Genomic DNA, 16,341 nt, shown 5'->3' on the forward strand with positions numbered 1-16,341 from the left:
GGCCGGAAGGCGACCGGGCGGCGGCCCGGTTGGTCGGCCCCGGGGGGCGAGGGGGGGCGTGAGGCTGGGGCGTGGGAGGGCGTGGGGCTGGGGCGTGGGGACCTCAGTGGGTGGCCTCGCGCGATCCGACGGGGGGCTTGTCGGCGTGGTTGGCAAGGCGGGTCAGGGCGCGATTGATCCGCGTCAGGGTGGCTTCGGGGACGGCCATGGTGCACATCAGGTGGCGGGACTGGCCGGGGGGCAGGTCCTTCAGGGTGTGGCTGATCACCCGGTGGCGCTCCTCGAAGGTGCGCAACACCTCGGAGGCCTCCTCGGCCGAGATCAGCATCAGGTCGAAGCGGCCGCCGACCAGCATGCGCAACATGCCCAGGGTATCCTGCGAGGTGCTGACCACGGCGGGCGCGGTGGCGGCGATCAGGCCATCGGCATAGGGGCCGTAGGAGTAGCCCAGCTTGATGCCCAGGCGCAGACCAGGCCGGCCGAGCAGGCCGCGCAGGGTGTCGGACGGCAGTGGCTCGGTGGCCAGGGCGATCTGCGACAGGTCGCGGTACAGGGGGGCCGAGAAGCGGGCGAAGCGGCGGCGTTCCGGGGTCTCGAACCAGCCCAGGGCGCACAGCGGCTGATCACTGGTGCGGATCAGGGTGATCTGCCGGTTGAACGGGGCCTGCTGCCACCCGACCTCGATCCCGGCCGCTTCCAGGGCCCGGCCGGCCGGGCCACCGACCAGCCCACCCACATCAAGGCGACCGTCCCTGCCAACCGTTTCCACGTAGTACGGGGCCCGGGGCTGGTAGAGCACCTCCAGGGGCTCGGCGGCGAGCGGACCGGCCCAGACCAGGACAGCGCCCAGAACCAGGGCGGCGCCCGGAACCAGCGACCGAAGCAGGGCGCCGACGGGAGCGCGAAGGATCGGGACCATCGTGGTGGTCTCCTTCCCGAAGCAACAGCCACCTCCCCTTGACGTTTTGCCAAGCCAGTCGGAGATGTACTTTTTCAAAAGTTGTCCAAGTGTGGCACAGCGAACAGGCGGCGCCTAGAGCATTTTCTGCCGACGTGGGCCCACTTCGAGGGTTTGAAAAGCGGGATTTGAAAAGTCTGGAGGTGATCAGGGCAAATCGGCCCCTTTCAGTGTTCGAGATTTTGCACGATCTTACCTGGAACAACTCAATAGGACTGTCAGGGCCGAGGGCAGGGCAAGCAAATCAGAAAGACTGCATGGAGGGGCGTGGCGCGGAGCGTCAGAACAGGTGGGGGCCGTCGAACACGCCGACCGGGCTGAGGTGGCTCACCACCTGACCCGCCGGCGAGACGTCGAACACCCGCAGGGCCGGCGGCTCCAGGGTGAAGGTGGCCGGGGCATCGGGGTCCAGGTCGAGGCTGACCGCGTGGGCGCTGCTCGGGGCGATGGACATGGCCAGGCCATCGACGGCGGTGCTCACCGCCCGGTGGACATGCCCGGCCGCCACATGGCGTACCTGGGGGTGGCGCCGCAGCACCGCCAGAAGGTCGCCCGGGCGCAGCAGCATCATCTCGTCCATGTGGGCGATGCCGGTGGCGAATGGCGGATGGTGCATGAAAACCATGGTCGGCCGCTGCGGGGCCTCGGACAGCCGAGCCTCCAGCCACGACAGCCGGGCCGGGCACAGGTGACCCTCGTGGCGCCCGGGCAGCAGCGTGTCCAGGCCGATCAGGCGCACCGGGAAGTGGTCCACCACCAGGTTCATGAACGGTCCCGGGGGAGCCAGGCCGGGGTGGCCGTCGAAGGCCTGGCGCAGGGCGTCGCGGTCGTCGTGGTTGCCCGGGAGCAGGAAGTAGGGCGCGGCGAGGCGGTCGAGCAGCGGTTTCAGGGCGGTGTATTCCTCGCTGCGCCCCATGTCGGTCAGGTCGCCGGTCAGCACCACGGCGTCGAGCCCCGGGCTGATCCGGTTGGCGTGGTCCACCGTCGCCGCCAGCAGGGCCAGGGTGTCGACGCAGCCAAAGGCCAGCGTTCCCGGCGTGGTGACGTGGGTATCGGTGATCTGGGCGATGCGCATGGTGGAACGGCCTCTTCCCCGGGCGGGCCACCTTGTCCCGGTGGCGTCTTGGCGGGGCGCAGTATGGCGCAGCCGGCGCGCGGGGCAAGCCACAAGATGTCGGGGTGGGAGCGGCGCCGGGGAGGCCCCGCCAGGGATCGGGTTTTTAGATGAAAAAATTCTAATTTACTCGTTGGACCGGGCGTCGGGTGGGTCGTAGGGTGAGCCCCGTCAGCCGACGAGCGGTTGAGCTCCACCGGCTACAGCAACAACCAAAAGACACGCCCCCTCAAAGGGCCCCATCCAAGGAGAGAGTTTCGATGACCGACGCCGTCGCCACCCCCGGCCTGCCCCGCCTCAACGAGCCGGCCCCCGACTTCAACGCCGAAACCACCCACGGCCCGAGGCGCCTGGCCGACTACAAGGGGCAGTGGCTGGTCCTGTTCTCGCACCCGGCCGACTTCACCCCGGTCTGCACCACCGAGTTCATGGCCTTTGCCAAGCGCGAGGAAGAGTTCGCCAAGCGCGGCTGCGCGCTGCTCGGCCTGTCCATCGATTCGACCTTCTCGCACATCGCCTGGAGCCGCAACATCGAGGAGAAGTTCGGGGTCAAGATCGGCTTCCCCATCATCGCCGACCTGTCGATGGCGGTGGCCAAGGCCTACGGCATGATCCAGCCCGGCGCCTCGGACACCTCGGCGGTGCGCGCCACCTTCCTGATCGATCCCAACGGCGTGCTGCGGGCCATGGTCTACTACCCGATGAGCAACGGCCGCTCGGTCGATGAGTTCCTGCGCCTGCTCGACGGCCTTCAGACCAGCGACGCCCACGGCGTGGCGACCCCGGAGAACTGGCGGCCCGGCGAGCCGGTGATCGTGCCGCCGCCCAAGGACATGGACGCCGCCGCGGCGCGCATGGCCGGCGGCGAGGGCGAGTGCGTCGACTGGTACTTCTGCACCAAGAGCCTCTGACCTTCGATCGGGTCCGCCCCTTTCCCGGCGCCGCCGGGCAGGCTAAACAGGGAACCGGTCCGACGCATCAGGCCGCCGCCGCCCCCACCGGGGCGGGGGCGGCCACGCGCGTTTCAGGGGCGATCAGGCAACGGGGGAGCGGACATGACGGCAACCAACAGCACCCGCCCGGTGGTGCCGGTGATCCTGTGCGGCGGCGCCGGCACCCGGCTGTGGCCGCTGTCGCGCCGCCAGCACCCCAAGCAGTTCCTGGCCCTGGCCGGCAAGACCACGCTGCTTCAGGAGACCGTGGGCCGGGTCGGTGACGCGGCCCGCTTCGCGCCGCCGCTGATCGTCACCGGCGAGGATCATCGCTTCACCGTGGTCGGCCAACTGCTCGACCAGGGACGCGAGCCGGGCCGGGTGATCCTCGAGCCGGTGGCCCGCAACACCGCGCCGGCGGTGGCGGCGGCGGCCCTGGTCGCCGAGGCCGACGACCCGGAGGCGGTGCTGCTGGTCCTGCCCTCGGACCATGTGGTGGGCGACACCAAGGCCTTCCTGGCGGCGGTCGAGGCGGCCCGCGCCGCCGCCGTCGCCGAGCACGCCCTGCTCACCTTCGCCATGCTGCCCGACCGTCCGGAAACCGGCTACGGCTACATCCATCTGGGCCCGGAGCTGCCCGGGCATCCGGCGGTGCGCCGGGTGGCCGCCTTCGTGGAAAAGCCCGACCGGGCGAGGGCCGAACGCTTCCTGGCCGCCGGCGACCACGCCTGGAACAGCGGCATGTTCCTGTTTCGCGCCGCCGACCTGCTGGCCGAGATGGCGCGCCACGCCCCCCAGGTGCTGGCCGCCGCCCGCGCCGCCGTGGCCGGGCAGACCCTGGATGGGCGTTTCCTGCGCCTCGACCCGCAGGCCTTCGCCGCCGCGCCGTCCATCTCGCTCGACTATGCGGTGATGGAGCCCACCGACCGCGCCCTGACCGTGCCAGCCGCTCTGGGCTGGTCGGATGTCGGCGCCTTTTCCGAGTTGTGGTCCCTGGCCGGGCGCGATCCCGAGGGCAACGCCCTGCTCGGCGACGTGGTGGCGTTGGACAGCCGGGATTGTCTGGTCCGCTCGGACGGCCCGCTGACCGCCGTGGTCGGGGTCAGCGACCTGGTGGTGGTCAGCACCGACGACGCCGTGCTGGTCGCCCCGCGCGGCGACGCCCAGGCGGTGCGCCGGGTGGTCGAGCGCCTGAGCGCCGAGGGGCGCCAGGAAGTGCGGCAGGCGCGCCGGGTCTATCGGCCGTGGGGCCACTACCAGTCGCTGCACGCCGGCGAGCGCTTCCAGGTCAAGCAACTGACCGTCAACCCGGGGGCGCGGCTGTCCCTGCAGGCCCACTACCATCGCGCCGAGCACTGGGTGGTGGTCAACGGCACCGCCCAGGTGACCCGCGACGAGGAGGTCTTCCTGGTCCGCGAGAACGAGTCCGTGTTCCTGCCCGTGGGCTGCCATCACCGCCTGGAGAACCCGGGCAAGGTGCCGCTGGAGCTGATCGAGGTGCAGTCCGGCCCCTACCTGGGCGAGGATGACATCGTGCGTTTCGACGACGCCTACGGGCGTGCCTGAGTTCCGCTGAAACAAGGCTGCTGCCCATGAGTGCCCACCATTTCGAACCGACCATCCTGCGCGCCTACGACATCCGCGGCGAGGTCGGGCGCACCCTGTCGGCGGCCGATGCCCGGGCCCTGGGCCGCGCCTTCGCCGCCTGGACCGCCGATCAGCTTGGCGCGACGCCCACCGTCTGCGTCGGCCGCGACGGGCGCCTGAGCTCGCCGGAGCTGGAAGCGGCGCTGGTCGACGGTCTGCGTGCCGCCGGGGCCCAGGTGCGGCGCATCGGCTGCGGGCCGACGCCGATGCTCTACTACGCCGTCAAGAGCGGTCTGGGCGCGGCCGGCATCCAGGTCACCGGCAGCCACAACCCGCCCGACCACAACGGCTTCAAGATGCTGCTGGCCAGCCGCCCGGTGTTCGGGCCGGACATTGTCGAACTGGGCCGGCGGGCCGCCGCCGGGGTGGCCGACCGGCCCGGCGGCCAGGTCGAGGAGCGGGCCGTCTTCGGCCCCTACGTGGAACGCCTGCTGGCCGACTGGGACGGCGGCGACAAGGCCTTCACGGTGGTCTGGGACGCCGGCAACGGGGCCGCCGGCGACGTCATGGCGGCGCTGGCCGAGCGCCTGCCGGGGCGCCATGTGCTGCTCAACGAAACCATTGACGGCACCTTCCCGGCCCACCACCCGGACCCCACCGACCCCGAGACCCTGGCCCAGTTGATCGCCGCCGTGAAGGCCGAGGGGGCGTGCCTCGGCATTGCCTTCGACGGCGACGGCGACCGCCTGGGCGTGGTCGACGGCACGGGGCGCATCCTGTGGGGCGACCAGCTTTTGCAGGTGCTGGCCGAGGACGTGCTGAAGGTCCACCCCGGCGCCCCGATCATCGCCGACGTCAAGGCCAGTCAGGTGCTGTTCGACGAGATCGCCCGCCTCGGCGGGCAGCCGGTGATGGCCCCCACCGGGCATTCGCTGATCAAGACCCGGATGGCCGAGATCGACGCCCCGCTGGCCGGCGAGATGAGCGGCCACCTGTTCTTCGCCGACCGCTATCTGGGCATCGATGATGCCCTCTATGCGGCGATCCGTCTGCTCGGCGTGCTGGCCCGGCTGGACGAAACCCCGGCCGAGCGCTTCGCCCGCCTGCCCAGCCCGGTCAACACCCCGGAGTTGCGCATCGACTGCCCCGACGAGACCAAGTTCGAGGTGGTCGAGGCGGTGCGCCAACGGCTGCGCGCCGCCGGGGCGGAGATGGTCGAGATCGACGGCGTCCGGGTGCGCGAGGCCGATCTGGACGGCTGGTGGCTGCTGCGTGCCTCCAACACCCAGGCGGTGCTGGTGGCGCGCGCCGAGGCGGCCGACCCCGGGCGGCTTGCCAAGGTGCGCCAGCGTCTGGCCGGGTACCTGGAGGGGCTCGGTCTCACCCTTCCTGGGTGAAACACTTTCCGCGCCACGACCGTTTCGCTACCGAACCACCGGAACCCATGACTTTCGGGCAGGTCAGCGGATGAATCCGCAACTTGATGACCCGCCTATGACCTTTGGATGGGTCGGCTATATCCTTTTTTTCGGTGGGGTTCCCTCAAACGGGCGATGAGGCTCCGGAGGGCTGGATGTCACTATTGAGACAGTGAGAACACAGCGGGCCGCCGGGCCCGCCCGGAGGTCGGCACGAGGCCGTCCTCCGCCCCCCGTCCAGGACGCGACCGATGACCGACACCCCCTCCAGCGCTCCCCAGACCCCCGCCGGGCCGACCGACAGCCAGGCGACCCCCGAACTCGCCCCTGAGCTTGCCCAGGCGACGCCCGAGGATTTGGGCGCGGTGCTGGAGGGCGGCGCCGGTCTGACGGTGACCGAAACCGTGGCCCTGCCGGGCGCCGGCCAGCGCGCCGTGGTCCCGGCCACCTTCGGCACCACCTACGCCATCGCCGCCGATCAGGTCTCCTTCGCCCAGGAGGGGCCGAGCCTGGTGGTGTCCACCGAGCAGGGCGAGGTGGTCCTGCAGGACTTCTTCGTGCTTGCCGACACCGGCCTGCCGCCGGCGCTCAGCCTGGCCGACGGGGCGGTGATCACCATCGACGACGTCATCGCCGCCATTCCCGGCTTTGATGCCGACGCGGTCGCCACGGCGGCCGGCGGCGGTGCCGGCGGCGGCGGCGGCGGGGCCGCCTTCGCGGCCTTCGACCCGGGCGCCCTGGGCGACGGGCTGGAGCAGCTCGACCTTTTGGACAACCTGGATCTGGCCTTCACGCCGCCCCAGAACGTCGACGAGGAAGTGACCCCGACCGGCGACGCCGAGGTGGAGGACCTGACCGACGCGCCGGAGTCCACCACCCAGCTTTTGACCGTCACCAACTTCGACGGCGAGGCCGGCTACCACAACACCTTCGGCTATTACGTCAAGGACGCCGATGGCAACCCGACCAGCGGTCAGATCATCTGGGCCGACGCCTCCAACGACAATTTCGGCGCCGTCTTCCAGTTGGCCGGCTACAGCCAGGATCAGATCGGCTTCTTCATCATCCCCGACGGCGAGCGCAAGAACAGCCGCAACGACGATCTGGTCGATGGCGCCCGCATCGAGTTCGTGGAGATGGACGGCCGCTTCGTCGCCACCCTGAACGGCGAGCCGCTGGACGGCTTCGATCGCCGCAACATGGCGGGCGAGGGCACGACCTATCCCTTCGTCCTGTTCGACAACCCCGGGCTGAACGAGGGCTACGAGTTCCGCGTCGGCGGCGGCACCGACTACAACAATGACGACCAGGTGGGCGGCGGCAAGTCCCGCGAGGACTTCATCAACGATCTGCTCCTTGAGGATTTCGCCGGGACCGGCCAGCCGATGGCCACGCCCAGCACCTGGGAAGACCTGACCGATGGCGGCGACCGCGACTTCAGCGACGTTCAGGTGACCATCACCTGGACCGACGCCGGGGACCCGGAGACCCTGGGCCGGGTGATCGAGCAGGGCGAGGAGACCATCTACAGCTTCCTCGAGCAGATTGCCCAGACCTTCAGCCAGCAGGAAGAAGGTGCCCGCCAGCTCCGGCAGACGTGCGAGGAGAGCGTGCCCAGGACGCAGATCGTCGGGCTGATCCCCGAGGTCGACTATGGCACCGACGCCCCGGTCGGCGACGGCCTGAGCTTTGCGCGGGCGGTCGACGGCCAACCCACCAATCTGCTGGTGCCGTTCGCCGAGGGCGCGCCGGTGATCCTGCGCTGGGTCGACGCCACCACCCTCAAGGGCGTGGTCGACCTGACCCTGTCGCCGGACGGCGAGGGCGCGCCGACCAGTCTGTCGATCGACGCCTTCACCATCGAGCTGAACGGCGACGGCACCTACACCTTCACCCTCCAGGCTCCGGTGTTGCCGGCCGACTTCTTCGCCGACGAAGAGGGCTATGGTCAAATGGTCGAAGGGTATCTGCCGAGCTTCGTCGACCTGGACATCGAGGACGCCATCCTGGCCACCGACGCCAGCGGCCAGACCCTGGCCATCGACTTCTCGCTGCGCATCGGCGGGGGTGAGCTGTTCGAAGAGTATGGCAGCACGCCGATCGGCCTGGACGATGTGGTTCTGTCCGGCACCACCGAGGGCTATGACGTGGTCATGGGCGACCTCTACTCGCGCGATACCCTGGAAGGCGGCGCCGGTCCCGACACCTTCGTCGTCGGCTTCGGCGACACGGTGGCCGATTTCAATGCCGCCGAGGGCGACCGGCTCGACCTCGACGCCCTGTTCGAGGCCCTCGATCCCGGCTTCGATCCCGAGGGCGGGGTCCAGTTCACGGCCGGTTTCAACGAGGCGACCGGCGTCGTGACCATCGACACCCTGGACAAGGGGTGCGCGGACGCATCGTTCACCGTCGAGGGCATGACCGACGCCGACTTCGCGGCCATGGTCCAGGCCAACCAGAACGTGGACAACCCCATCGGCTGATCCACCCGACAACCAGAGGTGACCGGTCCGGGTGGGGTTTTCGCGGCCCCCTGACAGCCCCGCCCTGGACCGGCCACAGCGGCCCCCGCCCCGGAATACCGGGGCGGGGGTCGTCTGTTCGGGGTCCCGGGCCGGATCAATTATCCGCGACAGGCGACCCTGGATCGTCTAGAGTGGGTCTCATAAAATTAACCTAAAATGCCCACCAAGGAGCTCCCGCTTTAGGGGCCGTGCTATCTCGGATGCGTGATCCTTCCCGTCGACGGTCCGTCCTCCTGGTCGAGGACAATCCCGGTGATGCCCGCCTGATCGAGATCCTGCTTGCCTCCTCCGGGGGCGAGCCTTTCGAGGTCGTCCACGCCCCCACCCTGGGCGAGGCGCTGGGCCGGCTTGACGCCGCGCCGGTGGACGTGGTGCTGCTTGATCTGTCGCTGCCGGACTCGTTGGGCCTGGACACCGTCGACCGCATGCGGCGGGCCCATCCGGAGTTGCCCATTGTCGTGCTGTCGGGCACCGGCGACGACGATCTGGCCCTGGAAGCGGTCAAGCGCGGCGCCCAGGACTATCTGGTCAAGGGCAGCGCCGAGGGCGATCTGATCCGCCGCGCCCTGCGCTACGCCATCGAGCGCCACACCCTGGCCCGCCGTCTGATGCAGGCCGAGGCCGCCTTCCGCTATACCGACAGCGGGCTGATGGTGTTCGATCACGATTTCCAGGTGGCCCGGGTCAATCCGGCCTTCACCCGCCTCACCGGCTTCGAGGGCAACGAGGTGGTCGGCCTGTCGGCCGGTGATCTGGACGGCTGGCATGTGGAGGGGCCCAGTCTGACCCGCATCCTGGGCTGGGTCGCCGAGCGCGGCGGCTGGGATGGCGAGGTGGTGGCCCGGCGCAAGGATCAGGCCACCTTTCCCGCCCTCGTCCGGGTCAACCCCATGCGCGACCCGATGGGCGCCGTGGCCGGCTATGTGGCGGTGCTGACCGACATCACCGACCACAAGCGTCACGAGGCCGAATTGGTCCGCCGGGCGACCACCGATGCCTTGACCGGACTGCCCAACCGGCCGCGTTTCGAGGCCCTGCTGGCCGAGATCCTGGAAGCCCTGACCCACGGCGAGCGGCGCGGCGACGTGGGGCGGGTCGGGCTGTTGTTCGTCGATCTGGATCACTTCAAGGACGTCAACGACACCCTGGGCCACGACGCCGGCGACGAGCTTCTGCGCCAGGTCGCCGACCGTCTGCGCCGCGCCGTGCGAACCTCCGACACGGTGGCCCGCCTGGGCGGCGATGAGTTCACCATCCTGCTCACCCGCATCGCCGATCTGGCCGACGCCGAAACGGTGGCCGGCAAGGTGGTGCGCAGCCTGTCCCGTGCCTTCACCATCGGCGAGGATGAGGTGAGCATCTCGGGCAGCGTGGGCATTGCCCTGGCCCCGGAGCACGGCAGCAACGGCGAAGCCCTGCTGCGCGCCGCCGACCACGCCATGTACCGCGCCAAGCGGGCCGGCAAGAACACCTTCGCCAGCGCCGGCCGAGACGCCGCCTGAGCCGTGCCGCGGATGCCTGGACGGCGCCGCCATCGCCGGGCATAGTGGGCCGGAAAGAGTGGGCGGGCAGGGCGCCTGGGGGCCCGCCGAACCGGGAAAGAGCAACGACGTGACCGACGGGCTGGACATCCTGCTGGTGGAGGACAACCCGGGCGACGCCCGGCTGGCCTCGGAAGCCTTCAAGGAAGGCAACATCGCCACCCGCCTGCACATCGTCCAGGATGGCATCGAGGCCCTGGCCTTCCTGCGCGGCGAGGGCACGGGCGGTGGCAGCCACCGGCGCGCCCCGGACCTGATCCTGCTCGACCTCAACCTGCCCAGGAAGGATGGCCGCGAGGTGCTGGCCGAGATCAAGAACGATCCGGCCCTGCGGCGTATTCCGGTGATCGTGCTGACCACCTCGCAGGCCGAGACCGACATCAGCCACAGCTATGACCTGCACGCCAACTGCTACATCGTGAAGCCGGTCGACTTCGACCGCTTCATCGAGGTGGTCAAGGGCATCGAATCCTACTGGTCGTCGCTGGTCCGACTGCCCCGGCGCTGACCTGCACAGCCCTCGGCGGCCCCGGTGATCCAGGGCCGCCGGGAGGGGGATCAGGCCTGCTTCAGCGGCTTGATGCGCCAGATGTCCTTGGCGTAGGTGTGGATCGAGCGGTCGGAACTGAACATGCCCATGTTGGCCACGTTCAGCACCGCCATGCGGGTCCACGCCTCGGGATCGCCATAGGCCGCCTCGACCCGGGCCTGGGTCTCGGCATAGCTGGCGAAATCGGCCATCACGAAGTAGTGGTCGCCGTTGCGCAGAAGGTTGTCGACCACCGGCTGGTAGCGCCCCGGATCGTCCGGGCAGAAGAAGCCGCCGCCGATCTGGTCGACCGCCCGCTTGAGGTCGGCGTTGCCGTTGTAGAAGTCCCACGGGTGGTAGCCCAGGGTGCGCTTCTCGGCCACTTCCTCGGCGGTCAGGCCGCAGATGAAGATGTTCTCGTCGCCCACCGCGTCCTTGATCTCGATGTTGGCCCCGTCCAGCGTGCCGATGGTCAGCGCGCCGTTGAGCGCGAACTTCATGTTTCCGGTGCCGCTGGCCTCCATGCCGGCGGTGGAGATCTGCTCGGAGAGGTCGCTGCCGGGGATCACCACCTCGGCCGTGGAGACGTTGTAGTTGGGGATGAAGACCAGCTTCAGCCGGTCCTCGATGGCCGGGTCGTTGTTGACCACGTCGGCCACGTCGTGAATCAGGCGGATGATCAGCTTGGCCATGTAGTAGCCGGGGGCCGACTTGCCGGCGATCAGCACGGCCCGCGGGTGGGCCGGCGGGTTGCCGTCCTTGATCCGGTTGTACAGCACGATCACGTGCAACAGGTTCAGAAGCTGGCGCTTGTATTCGTGGATGCGCTTGACCTGGGCGTCGAACATCGCCGCCGGGTCGAGCACCACGCCGGTGCGCGCCTCGACCAGGGCGGCCAGACGTTCCTTGTTGGCCCGCTTGATGGCCTGCATGCGCTCGCAAAAGGCGCTGTCCGTGGCCTGCGGTTCCAGGCGGTGGAGCTGCGAAAGGTCGGTCACCCAGTCGGTGCCGATGGCCTCGCTGATCAGGCCGGCGAGTTGGGTGTTCGACTGCAACAGCCAGCGCCGCTGGGTGATGCCGTTGGTCACGTTGACGAACTTCTCGCCCATCATGCCGGCGAAGTCGGCGAAGACGTGCTGGCGCATCAGATGGGTGTGCAACTCGGCCACCCCGTTGACCTTGTGGCTGCCGACCACGGCCAGATGGGCCATGCGGATCTGGCGCGCCTTGTCATCGACCAGCGACAGCCGGCCCAGGATGTCCGGGCGGCCCGGGAAGTGGCGCTTCACCTCGGTCAGGAAGCGGTGGTTGATCTGGTAGATCAGGTCCAGATGGCGCGGCAGGATGCTTTCCAGCATGCTGATCGACCAGGTTTCCAGGGCCTCCGGCAGCAGGGTGTGGTTGGTGTAGCTGAAGGTCTGGCGGGTGATGTCCCAGGCCTGATCGAACTCGTAGCCGTGCACGTCGATCAGAAGGCGCATCAGCTCGGGCACGGCCAGCGCCGGGTGGGTGTCGTTGAGCTGGATGGCGACCTTCTCGTGGAGGTCGTCCAGGTTGTCGTGATGGCGCCGCAAGTGCCGGGCCAGGATGTCCTGCAGCGAGGCGGAGACGAAGAAGTACTCCTGCTTGAGGCGCAGCTCCTGGCCCATCAGGGTGGTGTCGGCCGGGTAGAGCACCTTGGACAGGTTTTCCGAGATGGTCTTGTCCTTGACCGCGTCGATGTAGCTGCCGGCGTTGAACACATCGAGGTCGAAGTCACGGGTGGCCCGGGCCGACCACAGCCTGAGCTTGGTCACCACCCCGGAGCCGAAGCCCGAAACCGGCACGTCGTAGGCCATGGCCATGACGTCCTCGGTGTCCACCCAGTGGCAGACCGTCTTGCCGCTTTCTTCCTTGAAGCAGGTGATGTGGCCCCCGAAGCGCACCGGGAAGAGGATGGCCGGGCGCTCGAACTCCCACGGGTTGCCGTAGCGCAGCCAGGTTTCCGGGTGCTCGACCTGTTGGCCGTTCTCGATCTTCTGGTTGAACATGCCGAATTCGTAGCGGATGCCGTAGCCGAAGCCGGGGTAGGCGTGGGTGGCCAGGGAATCCAGGAAGCAGGCGGCCAGTCGCCCCAGGCCGCCGTTGCCCAGGGCGGCGTCGAACTCGACCTCGGCCACCTCGTCCAGTTCCTGGTCCAGCGACTTCAGGGCCTCGCGCACCCGTTCGACCAGACCCAGCGACCACAGGTTCTTCATCAGGCTGCGGCCGGTCAGGAACTCCAGCGACAGGTAGTAGACCCGGCGCACATCCTGGTCGTACTCGACCCGGGCGGTGTTCAGGTACTGCTCGGACAGGATGCCGCGGACCAGCGAGGCGGTGGCGTACAGCCAGTCGCGCGCCACGGCGAATTCGGGATCGACGCCCACGGTGTGGATCAGGTAGCTGACCAGACGCTCCTTGATGGCTTCCACGCTGCCCACGTCGATCAGGGCGCTGTCGGTGGAGACCCGGTCGGAAAGTTCCCTCATGCTCGTGCCCTCTGGATGACGGGTGGCGGTGAATGGCGATGGTGGGACGCGCCCGACCTCGGTCCGGGTCTGTCAGGGCGCCTCGGCGGCGGCGGCGCGGGGGGTGAAGTCGCCCCCGCCGCCGCCATGGCGGGCCGTCTGCTCGCACAGCCGGGTGAACAGGCGTTGATAGCCCTCGGCGGCCCGGTCCCAGCCGAAGTCGCGGGTCATCGCCCGGCGGCGCACCTGGGCCCACGACTGCGGCCGGCCGTACAGGGCCAGGGCCCGGTCGATGGCTGACATGATTCCAGAGACGCTGGGTTCGTCAAAGACAAATCCTGTGCCGTCGCTGCCATCCGGGGTGGCGTCCTCCACCGTGTCGGCCAGCCCGCCGGTGCGCCGCACCACCGGCAGGGTGCCGTAGCGCAGGGCGTAGAGCTGGGTCAACCCGCAGGGCTCGAAGCGCGACGGGGCCAGGAACAGGTCGGCCCCGGCCTGGATGCGGTGGGCCAGCGCCTCGCCATAGCCGATGAAGGTGCCGACCCGGCCCGGGTGGGCGGCGGTCAGATGGTGCAGGGCCTCGACCAGACCGGGATCGCCGCTGCCGAGAATGGCCAACTGGCCGCCCCGGGCGATGATTTCCGAGGCGGCGCCGATCACCAGATCGACCCCCTTCTGGGGGATCAGGCGCGAAACCAGCCCGAACAGCGGGGCGTTGGGGGCCGGTTCCAGGCCCAATTCGTCCTGCAGGTCGGCCTTGCAGGTGGCCTTGCCGGCCATGTGGTCGAGGTCGTAGCGGGCCATCAGATGGCCGTCCTGGGCCGGGTTCCATTCCTCGGCGTCGATGCCGTTGAGGATGCCCGACAGCCGTCCCTCGGCGGCCATCCCGGCGAGCAGGCCATCGAGGCCGCGGCCGCCGCCGGGGGTCTGGATCTCGCGGGCGTAGGTGGGGCTGACCGTGGTCACGTGGTCGGCGTGGTAGCAGCCCGCCTTGAGATAGGAGACATAGCCGTTGAACTCGACGCCGTTGATGGAGAAGGCGCTGTCCGGCAGGTCGATCATGCCCAGCACCTCGGGCCCGCACAGCCCGAGGTAGTCGATGTTGTGGATGGTGAAGACCACGGCCGGCCGTTCGGACGGCCCGGCCGCGAAATGCAGATAGGCCCCGACCAGCCCGGTCGGCCAGTCGTGGGTATGCACCACGTCGGCCCGCCAGCCGGGAACCAGCCGTCCCAGGGCCAGCTCGGCGCCGACCCGGGAGAGGGCGGCGAAGCGGTGGAAGTTGTCCGGATGGTCGTTGCCCTGGGCGTCGACGTAGGGGCCGCCGGGACGGTCGAACAGGGCCGGGCAGTCGAACAGTTCGACCCGCACCGGCCCCAGGTAGCCGCCGATCAGCCGGCAGTCGCCAAGCCCCGGCAGCGGCGGGGCGATGGGGCGCGGCGGGCCGGCTGGCTCGAGCGCCGCCGCGATGCCGGGATAGGCCGGCAGCAGACAGCGCACGTCGTCCCCCCGATGCACCAGGGCCCGGGGCAGGGCGCCGGCCACGTCGGCCAGGCCGCCGGTCTTGATCAGCGGGTGCAGCTCGGAGGTAACGGACAGGACGCGCATCGGGACTACCAAGGAATTCGGATCGGCCGGGTCGGCGGCTTGGACAGGGATGCCGGAGGCCGTCGGAAAATCGGTGCCGGAAAATCGGTGCCGGAAAATCGGTGCCGAAAAATCGGTGCACCGCGCGACGGACCTCGGCACGGCGCGACAATCCGGGAAATTGTCCCCCTGCGCAACAGCTAATCGGTTACGGTCCGACTGCCGCGCCAATGGGCAGCCAGCCGGGATGCGGCCGGGCATGGCGCCGATGTTACCGACAATTTCATGACGGGGTCATTGAAAGGGCCCGGGGCAGGTGGCACATTCCGTAGCGAATCAGGCTTTTCCAACCCTTCGAGGCAGCGAGGACCCCATGGCCGACCGGGACGTTGTTCCCCCCGCCGATATTAACCTGGAGTTGCGCAGTACCCTGGCGCTGGTGCTTGCCGGCGGTCGCGGCTCGCGGCTGATGAACCTGACCGATGAGGAGGCCAAACCGGCCGTGCCTTTCGGTGGCAAGTTCCGCATCATCGACTTCCCGCTGTCCAACTGCATCAACTCGGGCATCCGCCGGGTCGCCGTGCTGACCCAGTACAAGGCGCACAACCTGATCCAGCACGTGCAGCGCGGCTGGGGCTTCCTGCGCGCCGAGATCAACGAGTTCATCGAGCTGTGGCCGGCCCAGCAGCAGACCCGCGACGAAAGCTGGTACAGGGGGACCGCCGACGCGGTGTACCAGAACCTGACCATGATGGCCCGCCATCAACCCAAGTATGTGCTGATCCTGGCCGGCGACCACGTCTACCGCCAGGACTACTCGCGCATGCTGGCGCACCACATCGAAAGCGGCGCTGACGTGACGGTGGGCTGCGTCGAGGTGCCGCGCGCCGAGGCCACGGCGTTCGGCGTGGTCGGCGTCGATGGGCACGATCGCATCACCAGCTTCCTGGAAAAGCCGGCCGACCCGCCGGGCATCCCGGACGATCCGGAGCGTGCCTTCGCCAGCATGGGCATCTACCTGTTCTCTTACGATTTCCTGGTCCAGGAGTTGACCCGCGATGCCGACGACGCCGCCTCGGCGCGCGATTTCGGCAAGAACATCCTGCCCTATCTGGTCACCGCCGGGGCGCACCTTCAGGCCCACCGCTTCTCGGCCAGCTCGATCTCCTCGCCGGGGCAGAGCGAGCCCTACTGGCGCGATGTCGGCACGTTGGACGCCTACTGGGCGGCCAACATCGACCTGACCTCGGTGACCCCGGACCTCGACCTTTATGACTCCCGCTGGCCGATCTGGACCTATCAGGTGCAGCGGCCCAGCGCCAAGTTCGTGTTCGACAACGACGACCGCCGCGGCATGGCGGTCGACTCGGTGGTCAGCGCCGGCTGCGTGGTTTCCGGCTCGACCGTGCGCCGCTCGCTGCTCAGCAACAACGTGCGGGTCAACTCCTACTGCACGGTCAGCGACACGGTGGTCCTGCCGGACTGCAACATCGGCCGGCGCAGCCGCATCAGCCGGGCGGTGCTCGGCTCCGGCTGTCAGATTCCGGCAGGGCTGGTGGTCGGCGAGGATGCCGAGGCCGACGCCCGGCGCTTCCACCGCACCGAGGGCGGCATCACCCTGATCACCCAGTCCATGCTCGACGCCCTGGACTGAGGCCTTG

General features: G+C 69.2%; 11 protein-coding genes. 7 read left to right on the forward strand and 4 right to left on the reverse strand.

Annotation, left to right across the window (positions count from 1 at the left end):
- Nucleotides 1-103 precede the first annotated feature (103 nt).
- Both BLR95_RS02895 and BLR95_RS02900 read right to left on the reverse strand, forming a co-directional pair.
- On the reverse strand, nt 104-919 hold the full coding sequence (locus BLR95_RS02895; RefSeq protein WP_092615073.1) for a substrate-binding periplasmic protein: 816 nt from the start codon (nt 917-919) through the stop codon (nt 104-106).
- Between the two features lie 319 nt (nt 920-1,238).
- Nucleotides 1,239-2,033 carry a phosphodiesterase gene (locus tag BLR95_RS02900; protein ID WP_092615076.1) on the reverse strand — a complete coding sequence of 265 codons (795 nt, stop codon included), beginning with the start codon at nt 2,031-2,033 and terminating at the stop codon, nt 1,239-1,241.
- A gap of 299 nt (nt 2,034-2,332) precedes the next feature.
- Between BLR95_RS02900 and BLR95_RS02905 the strand changes: the two genes are divergently transcribed.
- From BLR95_RS02905 to BLR95_RS02930, 6 genes are all read left to right on the forward strand, one after another.
- Nucleotides 2,333-2,983, forward strand: coding sequence for a peroxiredoxin (locus tag BLR95_RS02905; protein ID WP_092615079.1), 651 nt, complete (start codon nt 2,333-2,335; stop codon nt 2,981-2,983).
- A gap of 144 nt (nt 2,984-3,127) precedes the next feature.
- Nucleotides 3,128-4,570 carry a mannose-1-phosphate guanylyltransferase/mannose-6-phosphate isomerase gene (locus BLR95_RS02910; protein WP_092615081.1) on the forward strand — a complete coding sequence of 481 codons (1,443 nt, stop codon included), beginning with the start codon at nt 3,128-3,130 and terminating at the stop codon, nt 4,568-4,570.
- Between the two features lie 26 nt (nt 4,571-4,596).
- On the forward strand, nt 4,597-5,988 hold the full coding sequence (gene pgmG, locus BLR95_RS02915) for a phosphoglucomutase/phosphomannomutase PgmG (protein ID WP_092615084.1): 1,392 nt from the start codon (nt 4,597-4,599) through the stop codon (nt 5,986-5,988).
- A 272-nt stretch (nt 5,989-6,260) separates the two neighbouring features.
- Entirely contained in the window at nt 6,261-8,492 is a 2,232-nt protein-coding gene (locus BLR95_RS02920) for a type I secretion C-terminal target domain-containing protein (RefSeq protein ID WP_092615087.1), read from the forward strand.
- Between the two features lie 242 nt (nt 8,493-8,734).
- On the forward strand, nt 8,735-10,036 hold the full coding sequence (locus BLR95_RS02925) for a diguanylate cyclase domain-containing protein (protein ID WP_092615090.1): 1,302 nt from the start codon (nt 8,735-8,737) through the stop codon (nt 10,034-10,036).
- A 121-nt stretch (nt 10,037-10,157) separates the two neighbouring features.
- On the forward strand, nt 10,158-10,583 hold the full coding sequence (locus BLR95_RS02930; protein ID WP_092615286.1) for a response regulator: 426 nt from the start codon (nt 10,158-10,160) through the stop codon (nt 10,581-10,583).
- A 50-nt stretch (nt 10,584-10,633) separates the two neighbouring features.
- Here the strand turns inward: BLR95_RS02930 and BLR95_RS02935 are convergent, their stop codons facing one another.
- Both BLR95_RS02935 and glgA read right to left on the reverse strand, forming a co-directional pair.
- Complete coding sequence (locus tag BLR95_RS02935; protein WP_092615093.1) at nt 10,634-13,114, reverse strand: glycogen/starch/alpha-glucan phosphorylase; 2,481 nt, start codon at nt 13,112-13,114, stop codon at nt 10,634-10,636.
- Between the two features lie 72 nt (nt 13,115-13,186).
- On the reverse strand, nt 13,187-14,701 hold the full coding sequence (gene glgA / locus BLR95_RS02940) for a glycogen synthase GlgA (protein ID WP_092615095.1): 1,515 nt from the start codon (nt 14,699-14,701) through the stop codon (nt 13,187-13,189).
- Between the two features lie 352 nt (nt 14,702-15,053).
- Here glgA and glgC point away from each other — a divergent pair, with 352 nt between their 5' ends.
- Nucleotides 15,054-16,334, forward strand: a complete 1,281-nt coding sequence (gene glgC, locus BLR95_RS02945; protein ID WP_092615097.1) for a glucose-1-phosphate adenylyltransferase — start codon at nt 15,054-15,056, stop codon at nt 16,332-16,334.
- Nucleotides 16,335-16,341 lie beyond the last annotated feature (7 nt).

This window comes from Roseospirillum parvum (assembly GCF_900100455.1).
GTDB classification, from domain to species: domain Bacteria; phylum Pseudomonadota; class Alphaproteobacteria; order Rhodospirillales; family Rhodospirillaceae; genus Roseospirillum; species Roseospirillum parvum.

Bases quoted from the DNA above. Each gene is read 5' to 3' on its own strand.
- glgA (WP_092615095.1), bottom strand. From the start codon at position 14,701: ATGCGCGTCCTGTCCGTTACCTCCGAGCTGCACCCGCTGATCAAGACC.
- BLR95_RS02910 (WP_092615081.1), top strand. From the start codon at position 3,128: ATGACGGCAACCAACAGCACCCGCCCGGTGGTGCCGGTGATCCTGTGC.
- BLR95_RS02925 (WP_092615090.1), top strand. From the start codon at position 8,735: ATGCGTGATCCTTCCCGTCGACGGTCCGTCCTCCTGGTCGAGGACAAT.
- BLR95_RS02920 (WP_092615087.1), top strand. From the start codon at position 6,261: ATGACCGACACCCCCTCCAGCGCTCCCCAGACCCCCGCCGGGCCGACC.
- glgC (WP_092615097.1), top strand. From the start codon at position 15,054: ATGGCCGACCGGGACGTTGTTCCCCCCGCCGATATTAACCTGGAGTTG.
- BLR95_RS02905 (WP_092615079.1), top strand. From the start codon at position 2,333: ATGACCGACGCCGTCGCCACCCCCGGCCTGCCCCGCCTCAACGAGCCG.
- BLR95_RS02935 (WP_092615093.1), bottom strand. From the start codon at position 13,114: ATGAGGGAACTTTCCGACCGGGTCTCCACCGACAGCGCCCTGATCGAC.
- pgmG (WP_092615084.1), top strand. From the start codon at position 4,597: ATGAGTGCCCACCATTTCGAACCGACCATCCTGCGCGCCTACGACATC.
- BLR95_RS02900 (WP_092615076.1), bottom strand. From the start codon at position 2,033: ATGCGCATCGCCCAGATCACCGATACCCACGTCACCACGCCGGGAACG.
- BLR95_RS02895 (WP_092615073.1), bottom strand. From the start codon at position 919: ATGGTCCCGATCCTTCGCGCTCCCGTCGGCGCCCTGCTTCGGTCGCTG.